Source organism: Nocardia bovistercoris (genome assembly GCF_015674855.1).
Classification (GTDB): Bacteria; Actinomycetota; Actinomycetes; order Mycobacteriales; family Mycobacteriaceae; genus Nocardia; species Nocardia bovistercoris.
In genome coordinates this window covers 632,547-654,995 of sequence record NZ_JADMLG010000001.1, presented here as the reverse complement: position 1 = coordinate 654,995, position 22,449 = coordinate 632,547, and the positions used below count along the sequence as shown (strand labels likewise).

The following is a 22,449-nucleotide window of genomic DNA, read 5'->3' as shown; positions in this document are numbered from 1 at the left end:
GATCAGTCCCATTCGTAGGTTCCGTCGAGCATTGCCTCGAGGCATGCTCGGTGCATCACGTAGTCGTCGCGCTCGGCGGGTTCGACGGCCTCGCCGAAGTGGATCATGCGCCGCGTGATGCGGCCCATGACAATGGCGTGCCGCAGCGCGGCGTACACCAGGTGGAAGTCGAGGTCGCGCGGCATATGCCCGCTGCGGCGTTCGTATTCGGCCGCGACGTCGGCGCGGCGCAGGAATCCCGGTAGCCCCGGTTGGTCGAATCTCGCGGCGAGGTCCTGGAAGAACCGGTGGATGAAGATCATCCACGCGATGTCCAGTTCGCGCGGGCCGAGCGCGGCCATCTCCCAGTCCAGGACCGCGGCGGGTGCGAGACCGCGGAAGATGATGTTGCCGGGTCGGGCGTCGCCCCAGCTCAGCACGTCGGGTCCGGGGTCGGCCGGCCAGTGCCGTTCGAGCCAGGCGAAGGCGCGGTCGATGAGCGGTACGGCGTAGCCGTCGTCGGCCAATGCCCAGCGGTACCAGGCTCGCTGGGCTTCGACGTGGCGGCGCAGCGCCGATCCCGCACCGTCGAGCATGGGGAAGCGGGCGGCCGGGTCGGGGATGGCGTGGATCCGCGCGATGACGTCGATGGTGTTGGCGGCGAGGGTTTCCCGTTCGGCGTCGGTGGCGTCGAACAGCCAGCCGACGAACACGTAGGGCGGATTGTCCGACGGGATACGGCCTTCCACGCGCCGCATCACGAAGAACGGTGTGCCGAGCGCGTTCTCGCCGGTCTCCAGCCAGCACAGGCCGGGCACCGGCACGTCGGTCGCGGCGGCGACGCCTTCCATGACCCGGTACTGGGTCGGCAGGTCGTAGGTCCGGAAGACCGGGAAGGAGTTGTCTTCTGGCGCCATCCTGGCGACGAACGACCCGCTCGCCGCGCGTCCGCCCACGCTCCATTCGGCGTCGAACAGGATCGAAGTGCTCGACATCCCGCCGGATTCCGGTCGGGCCAGGTCGCGGATCCGCGGCGGCGCGTCGGCGTCGACCCGCGCGCCGAGCCACCGCGACAGGTCGAGGGCGAGGCGGTCGAGGTCGCGCTCGCTCACCGTCAGCTGTACGCGTGCGCTTGGGTCGGGGTCGACGGCCATCAGTCCTCCTGTGTCGGGGCGCTCACCCGCGGGACCGCACCGAGATAGGTGACTGTAACGTGTTCTAGTTGTCTCGCGCCGGGAAACTCCGAAGAACAGAATGTGCTCGCTACCGGGTGACGCCGTCGGCCACGCCGATGTCCTCGAACCACAACTCGGGCCGCTCGGCCACGAACCGGGTCATCAACTCCACACAGCGCGCATCATCGAGCACGGTCACGCGGACGCCGTGTTCGGCCAGCCAGTCGTGGCCGCCGTGAAAGGTCCGCGCCTCGCCGACGATCACCGACCCGATGCCGAACTGGCGCACCAGGCCGCTGCAATACCAGCACGGCGACAGGGTGGTCACCATGATCGTCGAGCGGTAGTCGCGGCGGCGGCCCGCGGCGCGGAACGCGTCGGTTTCGGCGTGCGTACTCGGATCGCCGGACTGCACGCGGCGATTGTGCCCGCGGCCGAGCAGCGCGCCGCCCGCGTCGAACAGCGCGGCGCCGATCGGTATGCCGCCTTCGGCGAGTCCGCGCAGCGCTTCCTGATAGGCCACTTCGAGCAGATCTTCGGGCATCGGCTGGGTCATCGGTCAACGATCCGGCCCGCGCGGTGCGCGCGCAACCTACCGAATGTCCGCTTTGCTGGACCGATGCCGAACAGTTGCCGGTCCGTCAGCCGCAGGCTGGATCGTCAGCCCCAGGCCGATCCGGTCTGATTGCTCCAATGCGCGGACGGAGCGAACAGTTCACCGCCCATCCTGAACGCCCGCCGCGCGTCGGCGTCGCCGCGCAGCTCGGCCATCAGCCACGCCGTCGGATACCCGAGGAATCCGTACACCCCGACCCCGCACGGCGCGGACGCGCCCGCGCAGTCCGGCTGACCCTGCACATCGTTGTGATCGACCCCGTTCAGCGTCGCCCACACCTTCGGCACGTGCGGCGGGGTCGCCTCGTAGTAGGCCCGATTGGACTGGAGTCCGGCGATCTGCCAGGGGATCGACTGGTTGGACGGTGAGATGAAGCCGTCGGAGGAGCCGTTGACGAAGAAGACCGAACCGGTGCTCAGGGTGCGGGTATCGGCGCAGGTCGGCCGGTTCGAGCACAGCGCCTGCGCGGGGATCTCCAGCGGCACCGCGGTCGCGATGGCCCCGCGCGCGTCGCGCAGCGCGTTCACGACGCCGGTCGCGCCCTGGGAATGGCCGACGGCGCCCACCGCGGCCGTGTCGAGCTTGCCGTGGAGTTCGTCGGCCGGATCGGCGGCCCGGTCGAGCAGGTACCGCAGTGAGTCGCGGATCTCGACGCCGGAACCGGTGGCGGTGTGCTCGGTCGCGACGACGACGAAACCCCACGACGCCAGATGCCGCAGCAGCGTCCGGTACTGGGTCGGCACCGCGTTGGTGCCGTTGCCCCACAACACGATCAGGTGCCCGGCGCCGCCCGCGCCGAGGCCGCTCGGGTACCACAGATCGAACGACGCGCCCGCACTGTCGCAGCAGCCCACCGAGATTCGCTCGCTCACCCGCCACGGACCCGGCGCGGAATAGGTGGCCTCGATTCCGGGATTCGGCGTGAACCCCACCGGATCTGCCTGCGCGACAACAACTGTCGCTTGTGTCGCGACCGCCACCGCGGCGATCAGGAACGTACGCACCCAACCGATCATGGGCCGAGTATAAGAACCGGGCATGCCGCGGTGTCGAGGTCTCGGGCCGATCTGTTTGCGGAGTTGTCGGAGACGGGCCGTAGTCTCGTCCTCTGTGCCGACAACGTCAGACCCCACCGAAGAACAGCCGACCGGCGACCCGAACTATCTGGTCGGGCTCGATCTGAACGGCCGCCGCGTCGTCGTCATCGGCGGCGGAACGGTGGCGCAACGCAGGCTCGGGCTGCTGATCGCCTCGGGGGCCGACGTGCACGTGATCAGCCGCGAGGTCACCCCCGCCGTCGAGGGCATGGCCACCTCCGGGCAACTCACCGTCACCCTGCGCTCCTACGCCGACGGCGACCTGGACGGCGCCTGGTACGCCATCGCCTGCACCGACGAACCGCACACCAACGCGGCCGTGGTCGCCGAGGCCGAGCGCCGCCGCGTGTTCTGCGTGCGCGCCGACAACGCGCGCCTCGGCACCGCCGTCACCCCCGCCACCGCCCGCTACGACGGATTGAGCCTCGGCGTCCTGGCGAGCGGTCAGCATCGCCGGTCCGCCGCGGTCCGCACCGCACTGCTCGAAGCGCTGCAATCCGGTGTCGTGACCGACGACTCCGTCCCGCTCACCCCCGGCGTCGCGCTGGTCGGCGGCGGTCCCGGCGATCCCGACCTCATCACCGTGCGCGGGCGCAGACTGCTGGCAAGGGCGAACCTCGTCGTCGCCGACCGCCTCGCCCCGCCGGAACTGCTCGCCGAACTCGGCCCCGACGTCGAGGTCATCGACGCCGCCAAGATCCCCTACGGGCGCGCCATGGCCCAGGAGGCCATCAACGCCGCCCTCGTCGAAGGCGCGAAGGCGGGCAAGTTCGTGGTGCGGCTCAAGGGCGGCGACCCGTACGTGTTCGGCCGCGGGTTCGAAGAGGTGCAGGCGTGCGCGGAGGCAGGCATCCCGGTGACGGTGGTGCCCGGCGTCACCAGCCCCATCTCGGTGCCCGCCGCCGCGGGCATCCCGGTCACCCACCGCGGCGTCACCCACGAATTCGTGGTGGTGAGCGGCCACCTCGCCCCCGACCACCCCGAGTCGCTGGTGGACTGGCCCGCGCTCGCCCGCTTGCGCGGCACCCTGGTGCTGATGATGGCGGTGGAACGGATCGAACAGTTCGCGGGCGCGTTGATCGACGGCGGCCGGCCCACCGAAACCCCCGCCACCGTCATCCAGGAGGGCACCCTGCGCACCCAGCGGGTGCTGCGCGCCGACCTGGGCACGGTCGCCGAGCGGGTGCGCGCCGAGGGCATCCGCCCGCCCGCCATCGTGGTGATCGGACCGACCGCGGGGTTCACCGTGGACGCGCTGTGACGTCGGTCGCGCGGTGAAGTCGGGAGTCGCCACAGTGCGGCGGCGGGCGTTCTGTGGCGTGTCGGCCGGTTCCACGGCGACAACCGGGGCCGCTGCCGCCGTCAACTACAGTGGCTCACCATGCTCCAGAATCCCGCTGTGACGACGCAGTACCCCGTGACGCAGCGGGCCTTCGGGCTCGCGATCTTCGTCCTCAGCGGACTCCAGCTCATGGTGGTGCTCGACGGCAGTGTGGTGATCCTGGCGCTGCCGCGCCTGCAACAGGAAATGGGGCTGTCCAGTTCCGGCAGCGCGTGGACGGTCACCTCGTACGGGCTCACCTTCGCGGGCTTGATGCTGCTCGGCGGCCGCATCGGCGACGCCTTCGGCCGCAAACGCATGCTGATCGTCGGCGTCACGCTGTTCACCTTCGCGTCGCTGCTGTGCGGGCTGGCCACCGGCGAGGCCATGCTCATCGCCGCCCGCGCCCTGCAGGGCACGGGCGCCGCGCTGGCGGCGCCGTCGGCCTTCGCGCTGGTCGCCACCACCTTCGCCCCGGGCAAGGCCCGCAACCAGGCCATCGCGATCGTCGGCTCGATGGTCGGCGTCGGGTCGGTCGGCGGACTCGTCATCGGCGGCGCGCTGACCGAACTGTCCTGGCGGTGGATCTTCCTCATCAACGTGCCGATCGGCGTGCTGATCGTGATCGGCGCCGTCTACTGCCTCGCCGACACCGACCACCATCGCGTCGGACTCGACATCCGCGGCGCGGTCCTCGGCACCTCGGCCTGCACGGCCATCGTGTTCGCCGCCACCGAGGGACCCGAACTCGGATGGGGTCACTGGTCCATCATCGGGTCGCTGGTCGGGGGCCTCGTGCTGCTGATCGCCTTCGTCTTCGCCGAGCGGCGCGTCGACAATCCGCTGGTGCCGTGGACGCTGTTCGACAGCCGCGACCGCGTCGCGACCTTCGCCCTGATCCTGCTCGCGGGCGGCGTACTCGGCGCGATGACCTACTTCGTCGCCCAGTTCCTGCAGAACGTGCTCGGCTACAGCCCCCTGCACGCGGGCATCGCGTGCATCCCGTTCACCGTCGGCATCGGCGTCGGCGCGGCGGCCGCGTCCAAGGCGGCGCTGGTGATCGCGCCGCGCTGGCTGCTGAACGGCGCCGCCATCGTCCTCGCGATCGGGTTGTTGTTCGCGTCCACCCTCGACCGCGACGTGACCTACGTGCCCACCCTGTTGACGCTGCTCGTGGTGATCGGCGCTGGCGTCGGCGTCGCCATGGTGCTAACCCCGCTGTGCGTGCTGGTCGGCGTGCCCGCCTCCGATATCGGCCCGCTGGCCGCCGTCGGCCAGATGTACATGAACCTCGGCACCCCGCTGGCCATCGGCATCCTGACCCCGGTCGCGGTGTCGCGCACCCTGTCCCTCGGCGGGCGCACCGGCAACACCGCGACCATGACTCCCGCCCAGATCGCGGCCCTCGGCAACGGCTACACCCTGGTCCTCGCCGTCTGCGCGGGCGTCGCGATCCTCATCGCCCTCGTCGCGCTCACCCTCCGCTACACCCCCCAGCAGATCGCCCAGGCCCATTCCGCGCAGGAAGAGGCCCAGCGCAGCTGATTCACCGGGGGACGGCTCGCATTCGGTCGGTGGGCGCGGCGGGGATTCCGCCGCGCTTCGGCGTCTTCAGAACCGGCCGGTGATCTTGCGCGGTGTCACGCGGACGGTGATGCGATCCGCGCTGTCGTCGGGAGCGGACGGGTTGAAGTCGCCGTAATCCTGTCCGGTGTACTTGCGAGACAGGCGATCCGGCAGTTCGCGGTTCGGGTCGGGGGTGAAGGTCGCGGTGCCGACGATCTCGGCGTACACGTACGGGTTCTCCGGGGGATTGATGAGGATGGTGACGCGCGCGTCGCGGGCGATGTTCTTACCCTGGCGGCGCGGGCGAGTGGTGGAGAACACGATGTCGTCGCCGTCGCGCTCGATCCACACCACCGTCAGGTGCGGTTCACCGGCGGGGTTGATGGTGGCCGCGGTCGCGAACACCTTCGATTCATCGATGTACTTCTTGAGCTCTGCGGACAGTTCAACTGTGGTCACGCTTGTGCGCAACGTGCTCGACCGGCCGATCATTCCTTTTCGAGTGGAGAACCCCGTGGGCCTAGCCTGCCCACGGGGTTCCGCGTGTGCCACCCAATTCGCACAACCGGATCGAGGGGATCGGGTCACTCTGATCGCGACGCGCCCTACCTTTAGGCCATCCCCCATCGTGGCTGAGGGAGCCGGAGTCGAACCGGCATCTCGGCGCTGCGAGCCCTTTCCTCCTGATCGGTGTTCGGCGGCGAATACTCGTGCTGGAGCGAGAATTTGAGTGTCGTCACGGCTGCCTCTTCCGCTTGGGCTACTCGGGCGGGTACCCGAGGCGGGATTCGAACCCGCACTGACACCGTGTGATTCATTTTCCGAACTTCAGTGTGAGTGTGCGCTCCTCGCGCTGTCCCCGCACGCGGCGGGGACGACTGTGGGACCGGGGCGAGCCGCACTCGCCCCGGTCGGTGTCACCGGAACAGATACTCGAAGATCGCCGCCCCCGCCTTACGGTCGGTGATCTCCGCGCCATTGGCCTCCTCCCGCGCGAACTTCACCGCCCGCTGCACCTTCTCGATCCGCTCCGCCAACTCGTTGACCCGCCGAGCGGGCAGCGAACCACTGAACTTCACCGTGGTCCAGTAGCCGATGGCGATGTCTTCGTAGTAGACCTCGACCTGGGCGGGGTGCTTGTCGGTGGCTTCGGCCTTGACGTGGTTGCGTGGGACCTTCTTGGTGCGCAGGGTGCGGACGGCGTCGGTGCGCCAGGTGTCGGTGGAGTCGTCGAAGGTCCAGGTCTCGGCGGCGTCGAGGACGGGGAGCTTCTTGACGAAGGTGTGCAGGTCGGTGAGCTGCTTTTCGAGGAAGAGCAGGTAGGAGACCGGTACGCCGGACAGCAGGGTGGTGTCGTCGACGGTGATGTCGGCCTTGGCCTCGGTATTGGCCCAGTCCTTGGTCGCCGTGACATCGAAGAGCCGGGTGAGCGTGGCGGCCGTGCGCCGCAACACCTCCTCCGACTTCACCTGCACCCGAGTCGATTCCGGAGGCAGCTGCTCGCCTTCTTCGTCCTTGGGCTGGTAGGTGCGCGCGATGCCGGCGAGCAGGGCGGGCTTGTTCAACAGCCCGTGGGTCTCCGCGAGCTCCCGCGCCGCGCCACTCTTGACGCCCTTCTCGACGGCGATGATCTGGTTGAGCTTGGTCATGTCCTACCTCCCCGCGGCGCTCGGTGTGTTCGCCGAAGTGCTTCCACCGCAATTCTTTTCACGGTTCTGGTGCGCGGCCTCTGGTTGTCCTGCCCGCCGCTGTGATCACGGTACGCGTCCCTCGAGACCGACCGCATCCGAATTTCGGCACTCGGCGGGCGCACCGATCGATGGTCGTCCGATCCCTTCGGTCCAGGTGGCTCCCTATCTGCACAACGGAACTCTTACAGTGAAGTCAGTCGCATGGAAGGACAGATGAACCGCATGACGGGAAAGGTTGAGTTGCAGATCGACCCGAATGTCGGTGCCGCGTATATCCAGTTGAACGACAGCGCCGTTGTCAGGACTGTCGAGGTCACGGACAGTGTGTTGATCGATCTGGATGCGATGGACATGGTGGTGGGGATCGAGGTGCTCAGCTTGTCGGCGGAGATTCCCGTGGGGCCGCTGATGCGGGACTGGCACATTCATTCGGACGTGGTCTCGGCTCTGCAGAACATTCGACCGTCTGTCAGTGGCTTCGTCGCCTTGTTCAGTTCGGTCGGTGGAGCGGCTGTCGGCGTCGGAGAAGGGGTGGCGCAGGTCAGGTCCTGTTGATGTCGGCAGGTCGGGTGCACTGCGAGATCGTCTGTTTCCGAACGGTTTTCAGCTGCGGAGACTGTGGCCTAATGTGTGTCTTCGGCTCCGTCGCCGATGTGCGTGCTGGAGCAGCTTGGGACAGGAACTCCTGCGCGACGTCCAGGTTCGCGCTCCTTTCATCGCCGCGTGTGTCGCCTCACCGGCGTGGGAAGGACTAGGTCGCGCCCCCGCTCGGGACGGTCGCGGCTTGGGCGCGGATGGCGGCTCCGAGCCAGCGGCGCAGGTAGTGGCGCTGTTCGGCTTCGGTGCGGGTGCCGGGGGAGATGAAGAAGGATTGCATGGTGCGCAGGGTGTATTCGACCAGTTCGTGTTGGGCGCGGTCATCGAATCCGTGGCCGCGCCAGTCGACGTCGAAGCGGTCGAGCATCGCCATGCCGAACAGGTGTGCTCGTTCGGAGGCGACTTCTTCGGGGTGGGCGTTGGAATAGGTGCTCGACAGCATGAGGCCGAGGTGGGGGATCCGGCGCACCTGGGTGAGGGTGAACAGGACGGCTTCGGTCATGGCGTCGGCGGGGTCGGTGTTGCCGCTGACGTGTTCGGCGAGCTGATCGAGGAATCCGTCGACGGCGGCGTAGGCGGCGGCTTGCATCAGGGCGTCGGAGCTGGGGAAATAGCGGTATACGGTCTGGCGGATGACGCCGAGTGATTCGGCGACGTCGGCGATGCTGATCTCGGTGCCGGTGCGCCCGATCAGTTCCACGGCGGCCGCGACGATGCGACGGGTCGCTTCCTCGTCGCTGCTCGGCGGGTCTCCGCCCCATCCGCGCCTGCCTGCCACTGCTCGCTTCCCTCGGTTCACACTGTGCTTCTCGGGTACCAAGTCGCCGCGGCGGCGCATGCGACCGTTCAGTGAAAATGACGCTACCACAGGCCGTCGGTCCGGATGTTCGCCCTGGTCGGAGCGATGTTCGCGATCACATCATACAGAAAATCGGTTCTGTGTATGATTACCTCGATCGTGGGTGAGCGGCGTCACGTCTGCCCGCTCCTGACCGACATGAGGTGAAAGCACAGTGACGGATCTACAGGTGCGGAAAATGCGTTTCGCATTCGCCGACTACGACGTCCCGTTCATCTGGAACGAGCGCAATCCGGCCTTCTCGGCCATGGCCAACGCGGTGTCGTTCCTGGCGATCGGCTTCGAGAAGATGATCGTCAACATGATTCGCGAGACCATGCCGCGCATCACCGATCCGGCGGTCGCCGAGGAGGCCGACGCGTTCGTGCGCCAGGAGGGGCAGCATTCGACCGCGCACCGCCAGCACGCCAACGCCCTGATCCGGCGGTATCCGGGGCTGCGCGAAACACTCGGCCAGGTCGTCGGTGCGTTCGACACGATGACCGCCGAGAAATCGTTGGAATACCGGCTCGCCTACACCGCCGACCTCGAGGCCACCTTCACGCCGGTCTTCAAACTCATGCTCGACAACGACGCGGAACTGTTCGCGCCGGGTGACGACCGGGTCGCCTCGCTGTTCCTGTGGCATTTCGTGGAAGAGGTCGAACACCGCAGTTCCGCGCTCATCGTCTTCGACGCCGTGGTCGGCAGCGACATCTACCGAATGCGGATGGCGCCGTCGATATTCCGGCACGTCCTCGAGGTCATACGCATCGCCTGCGTCGGGTTCAACGAGCACGTGCCGCTCGCCGACCGGCAGGTGGACTGCCTGGCCATGTTCGCCACGCACCGGCGTGTGCAGCGGATTCGCAAGCGACTGCCGTGGCTCGACCACACCGACCACGGGCCCATGCCGCGCGCGTTCGACGCCCTGCCGCTGCGTGCACAACTCGTCGCGCTGGTCGGGATCGTGCGCAGCCAACTGCCGAGGCACAATCCCGAGCACGAGAACCTGCCGGAACTGGCGGGCGTGTGGTTCGAACGCTTCGCCGCGGGCTACGACGTCACCCGCTGGTACACCGCCGAAGCGACGGCGGGAGCCGACCGGTGAGCGACCACTGCGCGGCCACGTTCGCGCGACTCGCGGACGAAATGGGTTTCACCTGTGACGATATCGGTGGTCTCGTCGACCTGAACAACCCCTTCGGGCTGGAGAACTGGACGCTGCTCGTGCTCGAGGTGACCATCGTGCTCGGCGCGATCCTGGCGCTGGTCTACGCGATCACCCGGTACCGCCGCCACGGCGACCCGACGAATCTCGTGGTCTGGTTCGGCGCGACCGCCTACCTGTTCATCATCGAACCGCCGCTGTATTTCCCCGCCGCCTTCGGCATCGACGCCCACGTGGACACGATGTTCGCGCACAACCTGTTCACCGTGGAATTCCTGTGGGGGCGGCTGCCGATCTACATCGTGGCGATCTACCCGTTCGCGGCGACCCTCGCTTTCGAGATCGTCAGGATGCTCGGGGTGTTCCGCCGGTACGGCGTGCTCGTCGGCGCGGTCTGCGTCGGATTCGTGCACCACGCCTTCTACGAGATCTTCGACCACATCGGGCCGCAGCTGCGCTGGTGGGAATGGACCACCGAGAATCCGCTCAACCAGCCCATGTTCGACTCGGTTCCGCTGCCGAGCGTGGTGGTGTTCGCGGCGCTGTGGCCGATGTCGCTGGCGTTCTTCGCGCAGCTGTTCGTGGGGCGTCACGTCGATCGGGGACGCGAGTTCACCGGGGCGCAGCTGGTGGGGCGCACGGTGCTGATCGGTGTGCTCGCCTCGCTCGGCACCTTCGTGCTTCCGCTGCCCGCCACGGTGGGTGGCGCCGGGAGCGACACGGTGCGCGGTGTGCTGTACGCGGCGGAGTTGGTTGTGGTCGCGGTCGTCGCGGCGGTGGTGTTGTTGCGGCAGTGGACGAGTCTGCGTGCGGGTGATTCCGATGTCGAGCCCTACACCAACCGGTTCGTCCAGATCTACGGCTTCGTGTATCTGGGGGTGCTCGCGGTGCTGTGGGTGACGGCGCTGCCCGCCTTCCTCGACGCTGTGGACGGTGAGACGCCCAACGGTGACCCGATCGGCAATATCTGGTATGCCGCAGGATGTTTCGTCATCGCGGTGCTGTGTCTGGTCGCCACGCTAACGGTGCCGAAGCGGACGGGGAGCGGTTCGCGCGCGGTAGAGGACGCTGCGGTCGAACAGGCCGTCTGATGGTGTCGTGCCGTCCGGTGTTCACTCGGACGGCATGATGCTCGCACCTGTCGCTCGGATCGTTCCGGGTTCGACACGGTCCATGTCGAGTCGCGGTGTATCCGGTTCCGGCGGGACCGGCTCGCCTACGCCCGGTCCTGCTCGGCACGCGCCGGGCGTGGCGCAACGGTGAGGGGGATCGGCTCGTGTGGGTCGAGGCGGTACACGCACCGGGTGCGGGTGTAGATGGTCGGCATGCAGCGGTTGCAGTGCACGCACGCCGAGCGGGTGGTTTCGTCGGATCGGATGCGGTGCAACAGGTCCGGCTCGCGCAGCAGCGCCCGGCCCATCGCGACGAACTCGAAACCCTCGGACATGGCGGTGCGCATGGTGTCCATATCGGTGATGCCGCCCAACAGGATCAGCGGCATGGACAGTTCGCGGCGGAACTGGCGGGCTCGTTCCAGCAGATAGGTTCCGCGATAGGGGTATTCCTTCAGGAATGCGCGCCCGATCAGCCGGAATCCCCATCGTGCCGGTCCGGGAAGGGCTTTCGCGAACTCGCGGCGCGGCGCGTCGCCGTGGAACAGCAGCATGGGGTTGAGAAGTGAACTGCCCGCGGTCAATTCGAGTGCGTCCAAGGCGCCGTCGGCTTCCAGCCAGGCGGCGACCCGGAGCGCTTCTGGCACGGTGAGCCCGCCGCGTCGCCCGTCCTCCATATTGAGTTTCGCGGTGACGGCGAGCCGCCCGCCGACGGCGTCGGCCACCGCGACGGCGATCTCGCGGGCGAGCCTGGCGCGGTTGCGCGTCGAGCCGCCGTAGCCGTCCTCGCGTCGATTGAGCAGCGGGCTGAGGAAGGCGCTCACCAGGTAGTTGTGGCCGAAATGTATTTCCACGGCGTCGAATCCGGCCTGTTCGGCCAGTCGCGCCGCCCGCACGTGCGCGTCAACCACCTCGCGCAGCTCCGTCTCGTCGGGAACCTTCATGGCGCGCATGCCGAGCGGACTGAACAGCGGACTCGGCGCGAGCGCGGGCGCGCGGTTGGAGGCGGCGTTGGCGACCGGTCCGGCATGGCCGATCTGGGCGCTCGCGGCCGCGCCTTCGGCGTGCACGGCGTCGGTGAGAGCGCGCAGTCCGGCGACGGCTTCCTCGCGCATCCACAGCTGCCTGCGGTCGGTGCGACCGCCGGGGGTGACCGCGCAGTAGGCGACCGTCGTCATCCCGACGCCGCCCGCGGCGACCTCGCGGTGGAAGGCGACGAGATCGTCGGTGACGAGGGCGTCGGGAGTGCGGGCCTCGAAAGTGGCGGCTTTGATCACCCTGTTGCGCAACATGATCGGGCCGAGCCGGGCGGGGGCGAAGACATCGTGCATGCTCACTCCTGTGTCGGCGCGGTGAGTCCGGCGACCACGAAATCCCTTAGGGTCGCCACCGCGCGTTCGGATATGCCGTATTCCTCGACCTCGGGGCTGCCGAATCGCATGATGATCAGGTCGAAGGCGAGCATCCAGCGACGGCGGCTCTCACCGGCGCTCAGATGCGGCAGCAGCCCGGTCCACGAGTCCATTCGGAACCAGCGGCCCTGCCATGCGGTGAGGTGGCGGCCGAGGACGAAGCGCGCGAGCAGCCGCAGGTGCAGCCGTCCAAGCGGATCGGCGGCGAGGGTGCGGAACGGCGCGAGGACGGTGTCGACCAGTTCGGTCGCCGAGGTGGGCCGCCGGGTGGCCGCGTGCGCCATGTCGTCGGCCCACAGCGGTCCGAGCCTGTCCTCGATCAGCGCGCCTACCAGCGCTTCCTTCGATCCGAAGTGGTAGTGCACGGCCGCCGGGTTGGCGCCCGCCGCCGTGCACACGGCGCGGACCGATACGTCGTCGTAGGGCTCGGTCAGCAGCAGGCGTTCGGCCGCCGCCAACAACCGTTCGCGGGTTCCTCGGGAGACCTTCTCGACCATGGACAGAAGTAGAACACGTTTCAAACGAGACTTCAATCAGTGATTGAACCATTGATGGGGTCCACCTGCGCGCCGCTTGACCTACGACGCTCTCGGGGGCGTGCGGGTGGACCGCGTATCGGAGCACCGTGAATTCGCCCGACCGGTCCGACGGGATGGCCGACTCGGGCGGAGCGGGTGCCGGGGTCGGGATCCGCGGAGTGCCGGAACGCACAACCCCGACCCGTTGTCCGCGACAGCGCACATCGGTGAGACTGGGCCGATGGCAACCGAGGCGGAACGAGAACTGTCGGTGCGGTGGGTCGATCTCGCCGGGGCCGAGAACGCGGCGGTCGGTGCGGATCTGGTGCGGCGGTACGCCGAGCCGCACCGCCGGTATCACACGGTCCACCACCTGCTCGCGATGCTGCGGGTGATCGATGACCTGGCCGAAGACGCCGCCGACGCCGATGCCGTTCGGTACGCGGCCTGGTTCCACGACGCGATCTACGCCGTCGATCGCGCCGACAACGAGGAGCGCAGCGCCGAACTCGCCGAGGTCGTGCTCCCGTCGATGGGAGCAGCGCCCGAATTGACCTCCGAGGTCGCGCGGCTGGTACGTGTCACCGCGCGCCACGATCCCGCGTCCGACGATCGCGACGGCGGCGTGCTCTGCGACGCCGACCTGGCGGTGCTGGCGGCCGACGAACCCGGATACGCCGCCTATGCCGCCGCCGTGCGCGCCGAGTACCGGCACGTACCGGACGATGCGTTCCGGCATGGCCGCGCGGCGGTACTGCGCGGACTCGCCGAACAGCCGCGACTGTTCCACACCGAGCTCGCGCGCGCACGGTACGAACCCGCGGCGCGCGCCAACCTCGCGCGCGAGCTGGCGGCGCTGACGGGCTAGCTCAGAGCGTCACGAGAGTTGTGCGGGCGACGATTTCTCCGTGCCTGCCTGCGCGGTGAAGCGGCGCGCGAACTCGCGGGAGAGCTCAGGTCACCACGAGAAGTTCGGTGGGGGAGGCGATCTCGACGCGCAACCCGGCTTTGGCGGCGATCCGGGCGACCGCGCGGATATCGGTCGGATCGGCGCGCGTCAGGACCAGGGCGCGCGCCAGGAGTCCCTTGTGGTGCTTGTTGAAATGGCTGACCACCGTGCGACTGCCGTCGGGGTGTTCGGTGAGCACATTGGCGGTGATCGCGCCGGGGACACGCCCGAGTTGCTGGTAGGTGCCCGAACGTAGGTCGATGACCAGTTCGCCGTCGGCCTCCTCGGCCAGCGCGGCGCCGAGGTGGTCGCGCCACACCGCCGACAACGTAGGTAGACCGGGCAGTTTGGAGCCGCCGGACAGGCGGTAGGCGGGGATGCGGTCGCCCGCGCGGACCGCGCCGAACAACGCGGAGCCGATGGCGAGTCTGGCCTCGGCCTTCTGCCGCTGGACCTTGGTGAACCCCTTCGCGTCCAGCGCGTCGTAGAGCACGCCGGTGTAGCGCTCGAGCGCGGGACGGGTCGGCGCGGCGCGCAATGCGGCGTTGCGGGCGATCTCGGATTCGGCGCCCTTGCCGAGACCGAGTGCGACGCGGGAGGCGTCGGGATCGGCGGCGAGTCGGATCAATTCGGTGAGCAGCTCCTCGCGCACGCTCGTGAGCTGCGGCATCGCGAGTCCGGTGAGTTCCAGTGGCGCGTCGGCGCCGCCGTCGGACTTGGTTTCGGAGGGAGGCAGCAGCACCAGCACGAGCGGATACGGTACCGGCGCGCTGCGCGGGCCTCGGGTGGTGGTGGTCCGCGCGGGCGCGGGGACTACTGTGTCAGCCGTGATCACCCGCCTCTCCCACCTGTTCCTGCGCACCCTGCGCGACGACCCCGCCGACGCCGAAGTAGCCAGCCACCGGTTGCTGGTGCGCGCGGGTTATGTGCGTCGCATCGCTCCCGGCGTGTACTCGTGGTTGCCGCTCGGTCTGCGGGTGCTGCGCAAGGTGGAGCAGGTCGTGCGCCAGGAGATGGATGCCATGGGCGCACAGGAGATCTCGCTGCCCGCGCTGCTGCCGCGCGAACCGTACGAGACCACGCGGCGCTGGACCGAATACGGCGACGCGCTGTTCCGTTTGCAGGACCGCAAGCAGGCCGACTATCTGCTCGGCCCGACGCACGAGGAACTGTTCGCGCTCACGGTGAAGGGCGAGTACAACTCCTACAAGGATCTGCCGGTCACGCTCTACCAGATCCAGAACAAGTACCGCGACGAGGAGCGTCCGCGCGCGGGCATCCTGCGCGGGCGGGAATTCATCATGAAGGACTCGTACTCCTTCGATCTCGACGAGGCCGGACTCGCACGCAGTTACGCGGCGCACCGCGAGACCTATCAGCGCATCCTGGCCAGGCTCGGGGTGCGCTACGTCATCGTCTCGGCCACCTCGGGCGCGATGGGCGGCAGCGCGTCGGAGGAGTTCCTCGCCGAGAGTCCCGTGGGTGAGGACACTTACGTGCGGTCGCTCGAATCCGGGTACGCGGCCAATGTCGAGGCCGTGGTCACGCCCGCTCCCGCGCCGCTGCCCCTGGGCGGGCTGCCCCCGGCCGTCGTCCACGACACGCCGGACACCCCGACCATCGCCGCGTTGGTGGCGTGGGCGGAGTCGGCGAAGGTCGTCGACCGTCGGGTGAGCGCCGCCGACACGCTCAAGAACGTCATGGTGAAACTGCGCCACCCGGACGGCAAGTCCGAGATCGTCGGCATCGGCATCCCCGGCGACCGCGAGGTGGACGAGAAACGACTCGGCGCCGCGGTGGAGCCCGCCGAGGTGGAACTGCTCACAGAGGCCGATTTCGCGGCCAACCCATTCCTTGTGAAGGGCTATATCGGCCCGAAGGCGCTGTTGGACAACGGCATCCGGTACCTGGTCGATCCCAGGGTCGGTACCGGGACGCGCTGGATCACCGGCGCCGACGAGCCGGGCCGCCACGTCGTCGGACTCGTCGCGGGCCGCGATTTCGTGCCCGACGGCACCATCGAGGCGGCCGAGGTCCGCGACGGCGATCCCTCCCCGGACGGCCACGGCACGCTGGTGGCCGCGCGCGGCATCGAGATCGGGCACATCTTCCAGCTCGGATACAAGTACACCGACGCCTTCGAGGTCGACGTGCTCGGCGAGAACGGCAAGCCGGTGCGCCTGGTGATGGGCTCCTACGGGATCGGCGTCTCCCGCATGGTCGCGGTGGTCGCCGAACAGCAGCACGACGACAAGGGCCTGCGCTGGCCGTCGGAGATCGCGCCGTTCGATGTGCACGTGGTGATCGCGAACAAGGACGAGAGCGCGCGCGCGGGCGCCGAGCAGGTGGTCGCCGGACTCGACGCGCGCGGCTTGGACGTGCTGTTCGACGATCGCACCGCGTCGCCGGGCGTGAAGTTCAAGGACGCCGAACTGCTCGGCATGCCGTGGGTGCTCGTGGTCGGTCGCGGTTGGGCCGAGGGCAAGGTCGAGTTGCGCGACCGCTTCACCGGCGCGGTCGAGGAGATCGACGCGCAAGCCGCTGTCGACGCGGTGGTCGCGAGGATTCGGGGCTGATCCAACCCCGGCTTCGGCCGGGGTTCCCACCTACGGTCGCGTAGGGTGAATCGGCTGGTCACACTTTCGGCGGACCCGCGACTTCGTGGTGTTACCCGCTGGTAGTTTTACCGTATGACGAGCACCGACGCGCTGTTGTTCAACCCCGCCACCTACGATCCGCAACACTTCGACGCGGAGACACGGCGGCTGCTGAAGGCCACCGTCGAGTGGTTCGAGGCCAAGGGCAAGACGCGGCTGCTCGCCGACGACCTGGACGCGGTGTGGGTCGCGGACTTCCTCGACTTCGTCAAGCGGGAGAAACTGTTCGCGACCTTCCTCACCCCGGCCGCCTACGCCGACGGTGATCCGAACCGGCGCTGGGACACCGCCCGCAATGCCGCGCTCTCGGAGATCTTCGGCTTCTACGGGCTTGCTTACTGGTATGCGGAGCAAGTGACGATTCTCGGTCTCGGGCCGATCTGGCAGAGCGCCAACGAGGAAGCCAAGCGCAGGGCCGCCGCCGATCTCGCCGACGGTCAGGTGATGGCGTTCGGGCTGTCCGAACAGGCGCACGGCGCCGACATCTACAACACCGACCTGGTGCTGACCCCGAGCGAACCCGGCAGCGCCGACGCCGAGGACGGCGTCCTGTTCCGCGCCGACGGCGAGAAGTACTACATCGGCAACGGCAACGTCGCCAGTATGGTGTCGGTGTTCTCGCGTCGCGCCGATATCGAGGGCGCCGACGGATACGTGTGGTTCGCCGCCGACAGTCGCCGCGCCGAATACGAACTGATCGACAATGTGGTGCACGGCCAGATGTTCGTCAGCAATTTCCGGCTGGTGAACTATCCGGTGCGCGCGTCCGACATTCTGCACACCGGCCCCGAGGCTTTCTCGGCCGCGCTCAACACCGTCAACGTCGGCAAGTTCAACCTGTGCCACGGCGGTATCGGCATGGTGGAACACGCATTCCACGAGGCGATCACGCACGCCGACAACCGAATTCTGTACGGCCGCCCGGTGACCGGATTCCCGCACGTCCGCGGCAACTTCGTGGACGCCTACAGCCGTATCGTCGCGATGAAACTGTTCAGCGACCGCGCCGTCGACTATTTCCGCAGCGCGAATCTCGACGACCGCCGCTACCTGCTGTTCAATCCGATGACCAAATCCAAGGTGACCTCCGAGGGTGAAATCGTCACGACCTTGCTGCTGGATGTGCTGGCGGCCAAGGGATTCGAGAAGAACACCTATTTCGCGCAGGTCGCGAGGCTGATCGGAACACTGCCCCGGCTGGAGGGCACCGTGCACGTGAATGTCGGCCAGATCTTGAAATTCATGCCGAACTATCTGTTCGACCCGCGCGAGTATCCGGAGATCGGCACCCGCCTCGAGCCGGGCGACGACGAATTCTTCTGGCGGCAGGGACCTGCGCGCGGCGCGAGCGCCGTACGATTCGCCGACTGGACCCCGATCTACGACAAGCACGCCGACGTGGCGAACGTGGCCCGCTTCCACGAACAGGCCCTCGCGCTGCGCACCCTGCTGAGCACCGCGGCGCCCGATGAGGCGCAGCGCGCGGACCTGGACTTCATGCTCACGGTGGGCCACCTGTTCTCGCTGGTCGTCTACGGACAACTGATCCTGGAACAGGCCGCGATCACCGCCATCGACCGCGATGTGCTCGACCAGATCTTCGACTTCCAGATCCGCGACTTCAACGGGCACGCCACCACCCTGTTCGGCAAGTCGTCGGCGACGCCCGCGCAGCGCGAATGGGCCGTCGGCGCGCTGCGCGCCCCCGTCGCTGACGCCGAACGCTTCGACCGGATGTGGGCGCGGGTCGCCGCCTACAACGGGGCGTACGCGATGCGGCCGTAGGCGCGCGTCAGACCAGGTACAGGTCGACCACCAAGTCGTCGGATTCGTCCTCGGCGTGGCTTTCCCGGCGGTCCTCGTCGGTCGCGCGGACCGGTGCGGCGGCCGGGCCCGCCGACAGGAAGGCGGCCACGGCGGCCAAGACGATGACGAGCAGTATGCCGATGCGGCGGGTGGAACGGGTCACGAGTCGAATCCTCCGGCGATCCCATTGGGCGGCAACACGATAGTGACAACTATTCGGCGCCGGTCCGCCTCGGGATGGCTGTGGATCGCCTGCGTTCCGGTGTCAGGCTCGGCCCGGCAGCGCGAACGTCGGCGTGCCGAGAATGGCCTGCCAGGTCGCCAGGCGCAGGGCGCTGTCGGTCAACGCCTCGACGCCCAGGCCGCGCGTCGCCTCGGAGACCGCCTGCTCGACCACCGCGCGCCAGGCGATCGCGGCGTCGTTCTCCACGGTGACCGCGAGATTCGCGGCCGGAATGGGATCGTCCACCGGGAACGGCGCGGTGTAGGCGGGTTCCGGCGCGGGAACCGGCACGCCCGCGGCGGTGAGGGCCGCCACGGTGGCGTCGCGGCGGGCGCGGTGCGCTGCGGTGTACTCGGCCACCAGGCGCGTGCGTTCGGTGGAGGCGTATGCCGCGATCACGCCGTAGGCGTAGACGGCCGCGTACTCGGCGCCGAGCGCGTCGAGCACGGCCCGGTGTTCGGCGTCGGTCATGCCAGCAGGACTCCCGTCTGGGTGGCGCAGGCCGCGCTGATGGAGGCGAGCAGGCCCGCGCGATAGCCGTTCTGGGTGCGGGCCAGGTCCGCCGCGGACCGCTGCGACCGGGTGAGCTGCTCGCGCAACTGGTCGAGGGACGGCGGTGCGACGGGTTCCAGCGGCGCGGTCGGCGCTGGTGTGCGGCCCGGCGCCGCGACCGGGGTGTTCGGGTCGGCGGTGCGGTGCACCGGAGTGGTCCCGTCGCCGTAGACGCCGATCACCCGCTGCACCTCGGCGAGCAGCGCCGCCGCGTGTTCGGTGCGCTGCGCCGCGATCGCGGCGAGCGCGGCCTGCCGTTGCGGTGCGAGCGCGATCGCCGCGGTGGCGGCCGCAGCATCGGCGCGCGCGGAGCTCTCCTGTGCGGCCAGCGGATCCGGGAGGTAGATCGGTTCGTCGGCGCAACCCGCCACGGCGGTGAGTGCGATGGCGCCCATCGCACCGCCGCCCGCGAGTCGAAGCGCGGTGCGGCGGTCGACGGCGCGCCGGACCCCCGCCGGGTCGGGATGTGTTGGCGCGACCGATCGTTCGCTCGCGCTCGGGTACGGGTCGGCGACGGAGACATGTTCGCGCTCGGCGCGGTGGTACGCGGTGACGGTCTGCGCGAGGCCGGTGCGGGGACGGGCCGGGACGTGGCCCGGCCGGTCGACCGGGACGCCTGCGATGCACCCGGCGGGCGGGGCAGGGGGGCGAAGGGGCACGCGACCATCGTGCCAGACTCGATACGGTGTCGAGGACCGCGGCGCGGGCTCGCGATTCGCCGCGGACGCGCGCGACGGTGCGCACCCGGTGTGCGTGCCGAAGGCTGCTGGTCCTTTACACTCTCGGGGCGCGTTACGCTAGACCTTCGGTGGAGAAATTTGCCGTGGACGCCTGCCGAAGCGTCGCTCGAACAGACCCGATCACGTCACAACTGAACCAGGAGCCGCCTCACATGCCGATGCCGACCGAGGAAAGGGTGAGCCAGCTGATAGCCGGGCTCGTCGAACGTCGAGGATTCGACCTGGAGAGCGTCGAGATCTCGGCGTCGGGCAGGCATGCGCAAGCGCAGGCTCGGGTGACGGTTACCGTGGACAGCGACGACTCGGCGGACCTGGACACGATCGCGGTATTGAGCCAGGATCTGTCGGCGGTGCTCGACGAGGTCGCCGACTTCGGCGAGACGCCGTACCTGCTCGAGGTCTCCACACCGGGGGTCGACCGTCCGCTCACCGCCGACCGGCACTGGCGCCGCGCGCGGGGGCGCAAGGTCCGCGTCGAGTTGCGCTCCGGCGTCCAGCCGCCCGATCCGGGCGGGTCGGGCCGATTCGACGCTCGGGTCGGCGCGCTCGATGGCGAGGACATCGCGCTCGTTCTCGGCGGCAAGCAGCGCCCGCACCGGGTGCGCGTGCCGCTCGCCGATATCGAGCGCGCGGTCGTGCAGGTCGAATTCAGCGCGCCTGGCGCGCGTGAGCTGGAACTGGCGGGCGGCGTCGCGCCCGGCAGGCCGACGCCGGGACGCGAACCCGACGACGACTCGGTGACCATCGACGACGCGGCAACCGCCGACGCCGCCGAAACCGACGCGGTATCCGAAACAACCTCCGATGCGCCGACCGAAGGGATCGTGGAATGAACATCGAAATCGAAGCCCTGCGCGCGATTGTCACCGACAAGGGGATCTCGATCGAGACGGTGATCTCCGCGATCGAGTCGGCCCTGCTCACCGCCTACCGCCATACCGAGGGCCACCAGTCGAACGCGCGGATCGACATCAACCAGAAGACCGGCGTGGTCAAGGTGATGGCGCGCGAGGTGGACGCCGACGGCAACGTCGTCTCCGAATGGGACGACACCCCGGAGGGATTCGGGCGGATCGCGGCCACCACCGCGCGCCAGGTCGTGCTGCAGCGCCTGCGCGACGCCGAGAACGAGAAGTCCTTCGGCGAATTCTCCACGCACGAAGGCGATATCGTCGGCGGCGTGGTGCAGCGCGACGCCCGCGCCAACGCGCGCGGCACCGTCGTGGTGCGCATCGGCAGCGAACTGCACGGCGCGGAGGGTCTCGTGCCGCCCGCCGAGCAGGTGCCGGGCGAGACCTACGAACACGGCGACCGGATCAAGTGTTACGTGGTCGGGGTGTCGCGCGGACCGCGCGGACCGCAGATCACCCTCTCGCGCACCCACCCGAATCTGGTGCGCAGGCTCTTCGCCCTCGAGGTGCCGGAGATCGCCGACGGCTCGGTGGAGATCGTCGCGGTGGCGCGCGAAGCCGGGCACCGCTCCAAGATCGCGGTGCGCTCGACGGTCTCGGGCGTGAACGCCAAGGGCGCGTGCATCGGGCCGATGGGGCAGCGGGTGCGCAATGTGATGAGCGAACTCGCGGGCGAGAAGATCGACATCATCGACTTCGCCGACGATCCGGCGGCCTTCGTCGGTAACGCGCTCTCACCCTCGAAAGTGGTATCGGTCACCATTGTCGACCCGGACGCGAGGGCCGCGCGGGTCGTCGTGCCCGATTTCCAGCTGTCGCTCGCGATCGGCAAGGAGGGCCAGAACGCCCGGCTGGCCGCTCGGCTCACCGGCTGGCGCATCGATATCCGCAGCGACGCGGCCCCTGACGTGGGTGGCAGCGTGCGGACGGAGGCGCACCGCAGTTGACCGAAGCAGGCGTGCCGACGGGTGCGGCGGTCCGCGCGGCGAGTCACGCGTCCGGCCGATCGAGTCGGGAAAACGATGCGGCCGACCCGGCGTCGACGGCCGCTTCGGGGGCGGGGTTCGGTGTTCGGGCCCGGTCGGCGGTAGAGTGGTCTCAGGTTCAGCGCGAGCTTGCACCTTCTCCACAGGAAAGCACCCTCGATTCGACGCCTCGGCGCCGATCGGCTCCGGTGCGGACCTGTGTGGGATGTCGCAAGCGCGAGTTGGCCGTCGATCTGTTGCGGATCGTCGCGCAGGTTCGGGAATCCGGAGACGGGTCCCGTATCGTCGCGATCGTTCCGGATCCACGGCGCAGACTTCCCGGAAGGGGTGCTTGGTTGCACCCCCTTTCGTCTTGTCTGAGCACCGCAGAACGGCGCCGAGCGATCGGCAGAGCACTACGAGTGTCCGGACATCTGGATATCTCAGCCCTGGAGCATTACCTCGAGAACAGGCACGAGCACTCATGAGCACACCGTGAAGTACCAACGATGAACGTCCGTCGGAGATAACCCGAGGTCGTGCGGGCCGCCGT

The 22,449-nt window shown here is 68.7% G+C and carries 23 protein-coding genes; 11 read left to right on the top strand and 12 right to left on the bottom strand.

Annotation, left to right across the window (positions count from 1 at the left end; all coding sequences use genetic code 11):
* Positions 1 to 2 precede the first annotated feature (2 nt).
* The 3 genes from IT779_RS02990 to IT779_RS02980 all read right to left on the bottom strand — a co-directional run bounded on the left by IT779_RS02990 (position 3) and on the right by IT779_RS02980 (position 2,786).
* Positions 3 to 1,133, bottom strand: coding sequence for a phosphotransferase family protein (locus tag IT779_RS02990; RefSeq protein ID WP_196147533.1), 1,131 nt, complete (start codon positions 1,131 to 1,133; stop codon positions 3 to 5).
* Positions 1,134 to 1,242: 109 nt separating this feature from the next.
* Positions 1,243 to 1,686: a nucleoside deaminase gene (locus IT779_RS02985; protein WP_196147795.1), complete on the bottom strand. Its 444-nt coding sequence runs from the start codon at positions 1,684 to 1,686 to the stop codon at positions 1,243 to 1,245.
* 128 nt (positions 1,687 to 1,814) lie between these two features.
* Positions 1,815 to 2,786, bottom strand: coding sequence for a poly(ethylene terephthalate) hydrolase family protein (locus IT779_RS02980; RefSeq protein ID WP_196147532.1), 972 nt, complete (start codon positions 2,784 to 2,786; stop codon positions 1,815 to 1,817).
* A gap of 94 nt (positions 2,787 to 2,880) precedes the next feature.
* On the opposite strand from IT779_RS02980, the gene cobA reads away from it, so the two are divergent.
* Entirely contained in the window at positions 2,881 to 4,128 is a 1,248-nt protein-coding gene (gene cobA, locus IT779_RS02975; RefSeq protein WP_196147531.1) for a uroporphyrinogen-III C-methyltransferase, read from the top strand.
* Between the two features lie 120 nt (positions 4,129 to 4,248).
* Positions 4,249 to 5,733 carry an MFS transporter gene (locus tag IT779_RS02970; RefSeq protein WP_196147530.1) on the top strand — a complete coding sequence of 495 codons (1,485 nt, stop codon included), beginning with the start codon at positions 4,249 to 4,251 and terminating at the stop codon, positions 5,731 to 5,733.
* 66 nt (positions 5,734 to 5,799) lie between these two features.
* Here IT779_RS02970 and IT779_RS02965 read toward each other — a convergent pair whose 3' ends face one another.
* Both IT779_RS02965 and IT779_RS02960 read right to left on the bottom strand, forming a co-directional pair.
* Positions 5,800 to 6,213 (bottom strand): PPOX class F420-dependent oxidoreductase, encoded by a 414-nt coding sequence (locus tag IT779_RS02965; RefSeq protein WP_332838620.1) that lies wholly within the window; start codon positions 6,211 to 6,213, stop codon positions 5,800 to 5,802.
* 458 nt (positions 6,214 to 6,671) lie between these two features.
* Positions 6,672 to 7,403, bottom strand: a complete 732-nt coding sequence (locus IT779_RS02960) for a DUF7873 family protein (RefSeq protein ID WP_196147528.1) — start codon at positions 7,401 to 7,403, stop codon at positions 6,672 to 6,674.
* 255 nt (positions 7,404 to 7,658) lie between these two features.
* On the opposite strand from IT779_RS02960, the gene IT779_RS02955 reads away from it, so the two are divergent.
* Entirely contained in the window at positions 7,659 to 8,000 is a 342-nt protein-coding gene (locus tag IT779_RS02955; protein WP_196147527.1) for a DUF2283 domain-containing protein, read from the top strand.
* A gap of 196 nt (positions 8,001 to 8,196) precedes the next feature.
* Here the strand turns inward: IT779_RS02955 and IT779_RS02950 are convergent, their stop codons facing one another.
* Positions 8,197 to 8,820, bottom strand: a complete 624-nt coding sequence (locus tag IT779_RS02950; RefSeq protein WP_196147526.1) for a TetR/AcrR family transcriptional regulator — start codon at positions 8,818 to 8,820, stop codon at positions 8,197 to 8,199.
* 235 nt (positions 8,821 to 9,055) lie between these two features.
* Here IT779_RS02950 and IT779_RS02945 point away from each other — a divergent pair, with 235 nt between their 5' ends.
* Positions 9,056 to 9,991: a metal-dependent hydrolase gene (locus IT779_RS02945; protein WP_196147525.1), complete on the top strand. Its 936-nt coding sequence runs from the start codon at positions 9,056 to 9,058 to the stop codon at positions 9,989 to 9,991.
* A complete protein-coding gene (locus IT779_RS02940; RefSeq protein WP_196147524.1) occupies positions 9,988 to 11,142 on the top strand; it encodes a DUF7802 domain-containing protein in 1,155 nt (384 codons plus the stop codon). Before IT779_RS02945 ends, IT779_RS02940 begins: the two co-directional genes overlap by 4 nt.
* 125 nt (positions 11,143 to 11,267) lie before the next feature.
* Here IT779_RS02940 and IT779_RS02935 read toward each other — a convergent pair whose 3' ends face one another.
* Positions 11,268 to 12,494 (bottom strand): NADH:flavin oxidoreductase, encoded by a 1,227-nt coding sequence (locus tag IT779_RS02935; RefSeq protein ID WP_196147523.1) that lies wholly within the window; start codon positions 12,492 to 12,494, stop codon positions 11,268 to 11,270.
* 2 nt (positions 12,495 to 12,496) lie between these two features.
* On the bottom strand, positions 12,497 to 13,072 hold the full coding sequence (locus IT779_RS02930) for a TetR/AcrR family transcriptional regulator (protein ID WP_196147522.1): 576 nt from the start codon (positions 13,070 to 13,072) through the stop codon (positions 12,497 to 12,499).
* Between the two features lie 262 nt (positions 13,073 to 13,334).
* Here IT779_RS02930 and IT779_RS02925 point away from each other — a divergent pair, with 262 nt between their 5' ends.
* A complete protein-coding gene (locus IT779_RS02925) occupies positions 13,335 to 13,961 on the top strand; it encodes an HD domain-containing protein (protein WP_196147521.1) in 627 nt (208 codons plus the stop codon).
* Between the two features lie 85 nt (positions 13,962 to 14,046).
* On the opposite strand, the gene yaaA is transcribed toward IT779_RS02925, so the two are convergent.
* The gene (gene yaaA, locus IT779_RS02920) at positions 14,047 to 14,790 is read right to left on the bottom strand and encodes a peroxide stress protein YaaA (protein ID WP_196147794.1); all 744 of its coding nucleotides are present in this window, start codon (positions 14,788 to 14,790) and stop codon (positions 14,047 to 14,049) included.
* Positions 14,791 to 14,869: 79 nt separating this feature from the next.
* Here yaaA and IT779_RS02915 point away from each other — a divergent pair, with 79 nt between their 5' ends.
* The gene (locus tag IT779_RS02915) at positions 14,870 to 16,618 is read left to right on the top strand and encodes a proline--tRNA ligase (RefSeq protein ID WP_196147520.1); all 1,749 of its coding nucleotides are present in this window, start codon (positions 14,870 to 14,872) and stop codon (positions 16,616 to 16,618) included.
* A gap of 114 nt (positions 16,619 to 16,732) precedes the next feature.
* Complete coding sequence (locus tag IT779_RS02910; RefSeq protein ID WP_196147519.1) at positions 16,733 to 18,484, top strand: acyl-CoA dehydrogenase family protein; 1,752 nt, start codon at positions 16,733 to 16,735, stop codon at positions 18,482 to 18,484.
* Between the two features lie 7 nt (positions 18,485 to 18,491).
* Here IT779_RS02910 and IT779_RS02905 read toward each other — a convergent pair whose 3' ends face one another.
* The 3 genes from IT779_RS02905 to IT779_RS38680 form a co-directional block, all read right to left on the bottom strand.
* Positions 18,492 to 18,668: a hypothetical protein gene (locus IT779_RS02905; RefSeq protein WP_196147518.1), complete on the bottom strand. Its 177-nt coding sequence runs from the start codon at positions 18,666 to 18,668 to the stop codon at positions 18,492 to 18,494.
* Between the two features lie 102 nt (positions 18,669 to 18,770).
* Complete coding sequence (locus tag IT779_RS02900; RefSeq protein ID WP_196147517.1) at positions 18,771 to 19,199, bottom strand: ferritin-like domain-containing protein; 429 nt, start codon at positions 19,197 to 19,199, stop codon at positions 18,771 to 18,773.
* Positions 19,196 to 19,939, bottom strand: a complete 744-nt coding sequence (locus IT779_RS38680) for a hypothetical protein (protein ID WP_332838619.1) — start codon at positions 19,937 to 19,939, stop codon at positions 19,196 to 19,198. Before IT779_RS38680 ends, IT779_RS02900 begins: the two co-directional genes overlap by 4 nt.
* 233 nt (positions 19,940 to 20,172) lie before the next feature.
* Between IT779_RS38680 and rimP the strand changes: the two genes are divergently transcribed.
* From rimP to IT779_RS37405, 3 genes are all read left to right on the top strand, one after another.
* Positions 20,173 to 20,853: a ribosome maturation factor RimP gene (rimP, locus tag IT779_RS02890; RefSeq protein ID WP_196147516.1), complete on the top strand. Its 681-nt coding sequence runs from the start codon at positions 20,173 to 20,175 to the stop codon at positions 20,851 to 20,853.
* Positions 20,850 to 21,878 carry a transcription termination factor NusA gene (nusA, locus tag IT779_RS02885; RefSeq protein WP_196147515.1) on the top strand — a complete coding sequence of 343 codons (1,029 nt, stop codon included), beginning with the start codon at positions 20,850 to 20,852 and terminating at the stop codon, positions 21,876 to 21,878. Before rimP ends, nusA begins: the two co-directional genes overlap by 4 nt.
* 227 nt (positions 21,879 to 22,105) lie before the next feature.
* Positions 22,106 to 22,384, top strand: a complete 279-nt coding sequence (locus IT779_RS37405; protein WP_196147792.1) for a YlxR family protein — start codon at positions 22,106 to 22,108, stop codon at positions 22,382 to 22,384.
* Positions 22,385 to 22,449 lie beyond the last annotated feature (65 nt).

What these genes read in the sequence shown, in the direction of transcription:
- IT779_RS02990 (WP_196147533.1), bottom strand. Translation starts at nt 1,133, where the DNA reads ATGGCCGTCGACCCCGACCCAAGCGCACGCGTACAGCTGACGGTGAGC.
- IT779_RS02980 (WP_196147532.1), bottom strand. Translation starts at nt 2,786, where the DNA reads ATGATCGGTTGGGTGCGTACGTTCCTGATCGCCGCGGTGGCGGTCGCG.
- IT779_RS02970 (WP_196147530.1), top strand. Translation starts at nt 4,249, where the DNA reads ATGCTCCAGAATCCCGCTGTGACGACGCAGTACCCCGTGACGCAGCGG.
- IT779_RS02960 (WP_196147528.1), bottom strand. Translation starts at nt 7,403, where the DNA reads ATGACCAAGCTCAACCAGATCATCGCCGTCGAGAAGGGCGTCAAGAGT.
- IT779_RS02955 (WP_196147527.1), top strand. Translation starts at nt 7,659, where the DNA reads ATGAACCGCATGACGGGAAAGGTTGAGTTGCAGATCGACCCGAATGTC.
- IT779_RS02935 (WP_196147523.1), bottom strand. Translation starts at nt 12,494, where the DNA reads ATGCACGATGTCTTCGCCCCCGCCCGGCTCGGCCCGATCATGTTGCGC.
- IT779_RS02930 (WP_196147522.1), bottom strand. Translation starts at nt 13,072, where the DNA reads ATGGTCGAGAAGGTCTCCCGAGGAACCCGCGAACGGTTGTTGGCGGCG.
- IT779_RS02925 (WP_196147521.1), top strand. Translation starts at nt 13,335, where the DNA reads ATGGCAACCGAGGCGGAACGAGAACTGTCGGTGCGGTGGGTCGATCTC.
- IT779_RS02910 (WP_196147519.1), top strand. Translation starts at nt 16,733, where the DNA reads ATGACGAGCACCGACGCGCTGTTGTTCAACCCCGCCACCTACGATCCG.
- IT779_RS02900 (WP_196147517.1), bottom strand. Translation starts at nt 19,199, where the DNA reads ATGACCGACGCCGAACACCGGGCCGTGCTCGACGCGCTCGGCGCCGAG.
- rimP (WP_196147516.1), top strand. Translation starts at nt 20,173, where the DNA reads ATGCCGATGCCGACCGAGGAAAGGGTGAGCCAGCTGATAGCCGGGCTC.
- nusA (WP_196147515.1), top strand. Translation starts at nt 20,850, where the DNA reads ATGAACATCGAAATCGAAGCCCTGCGCGCGATTGTCACCGACAAGGGG.